The sequence below is a fragment of the Leucobacter soli genome, assembly GCF_042659205.1.
Classification (GTDB): domain Bacteria; phylum Actinomycetota; class Actinomycetes; order Actinomycetales; family Microbacteriaceae; genus Leucobacter; species Leucobacter soli.
In genome coordinates, this window is sequence record NZ_JBHSRW010000358.1 from 1 (window position 1) to 1,556 (window position 1,556).

General features: G+C 70.4%; 1 protein-coding gene and 1 pseudogene. Both read right to left on the reverse strand.

Features of this window, described 5'->3' with window-relative positions; genetic code table 11:
* A pseudogene (locus tag ACFPZL_RS13090) lies at positions 1-161 on the reverse strand (1-deoxy-D-xylulose-5-phosphate reductoisomerase); the annotation flags it as partial.
* Between the two features lie 100 nt (positions 162-261).
* On the reverse strand, positions 262-1,266 hold the full coding sequence (locus tag ACFPZL_RS13095; RefSeq protein WP_218115036.1) for an FKBP-type peptidyl-prolyl cis-trans isomerase: 1,005 nt from the start codon (positions 1,264-1,266) through the stop codon (positions 262-264).
* Between the last annotated feature and the right edge of the window lie 290 nt (positions 1,267-1,556).

A 1,556-nucleotide genomic window follows, 5' to 3' on the forward strand; every position in this document is an offset into this window, starting at 1 on the left:
GTGTGCTCGACGTCGAACTCCCCCGCCTGCTCGGCGACCCGCGCGGCCTGCGTGCCCGCGGCGAGGCCGACGATCTCGAACCTGGCCGGGTTCGCCCGGATCACGTCGAGCGCCTGCTCGCCGATCGAACCGGTGGAGCCCAGGATGACGACGCGTCTCATGGCATCCATTCTGCCGCAGTCGCGCATCCGGCGAGGCCAGGGCGACCAGTCGTGCTCCGGGAGGGGTCGAGCCCCTGCGCCCGGCTCGGGCCGGGCTGCGCTAGCCGGCGTGCGCGGTGTCGAGGATGTCGACGACGAAGACGAGCACGTCGTCGTTCTTCACGTCGACGCCGGTGCCGCTCAGCTGACTCGCGGTGTCGTCGCCGTAGCCGGCCGAGGCGGGGACGATGGCGATCACCTGCGAACCGACCTTCTGACCGACGAGCGCCTCGTAGAAGCCCTCGATGACGCCACCCGGGTAGGCGGCGGTGAAGGTCGCGGGGCTGCCCATCTCCCAACTGGAGTTGAACACCTCGCCGGTGCGCCAGATCGCGCCGATGTAGTGGGAGGTCACCGAGTCGCCGTCCTTCACCACTTCGCCGTCGCCCTCGATGAGGGTGGCGATCTGCAGCTTCGTCGGAGCCTCGACATCGGTCGGCATGGTCACGGTCGGCGCGCCGTCCTCGGCGAGCGTGACCGTCGGGAACCCGGCCGGGGCGTCCACGGCTTTGCCCTCGGCACGAGTCTTCGCGAGCCCGAGGAGGTCGATCACGGTGATGACCGCATCAGCATCCTCCATGTCCGCCTGGGCGCCGCCGCCCTCGCCGAACATTTCGGAGGCCGGAGCCACCGTGACGATCCGATCGCCGATGTTCGAGCAGGAGAGCGCCTGCAGGGCCCAGGGCAGGATCTGCTCGGGGTCGTTCACCACGCGCTGGGCAGAGGTCGGTGAGAGCTCCTCGCCCGTCTTGCCGTTGATGAAGGTGAGGTTGACGCTCGCCGTGGCACCCGTCGCCAGCGCCTCACCTTCGCCGGCGATCGCGACGGTCCGCTCGAGGGTCTCCGCGACGACGGGCGTCTTGGAGTCGAGCTTCACGTCTTCGCCGAAGTCGCCGCTCAGCTGGACCGCATCGCTGGCGGCACCCGACGGGGTGCACTCCTGCGCGGAGGTCCCGCCGTCGGTCTCGTCGCCGAAGTCGTTCCCGCCGGAGCATCCGGTCAGGGCGAGCGCCGCCACGAGGGCAGCGGGGAGGGCAGTGGTCAGCAGGGCACGGGTGCGCTTCACGGAGGCCTCTTCGTTGTCGTCGGAAAGTCATCGGGTGCGCGAACGCGCAACTCGACGAGTATGGCACCCGAATCTATGCCGAAGCTGTGGGCACGCGCCGGCGCCACGAAGGGCCCGCTTCGCCGCGAACAGCCCACCTTGCCGCGAACAGCGCGTCCGCCGGGAACAGCCCGCCTCGCCACGAGCAGCATCCTTCCTGACGAGCGGCCCCGTTGTCCCCTGCGCGCAAGCCGGCCACTCGTCGCGAAAGGGGCCGCTCGTCGACTGCCATGTCCCGCACCAGCGCCGCG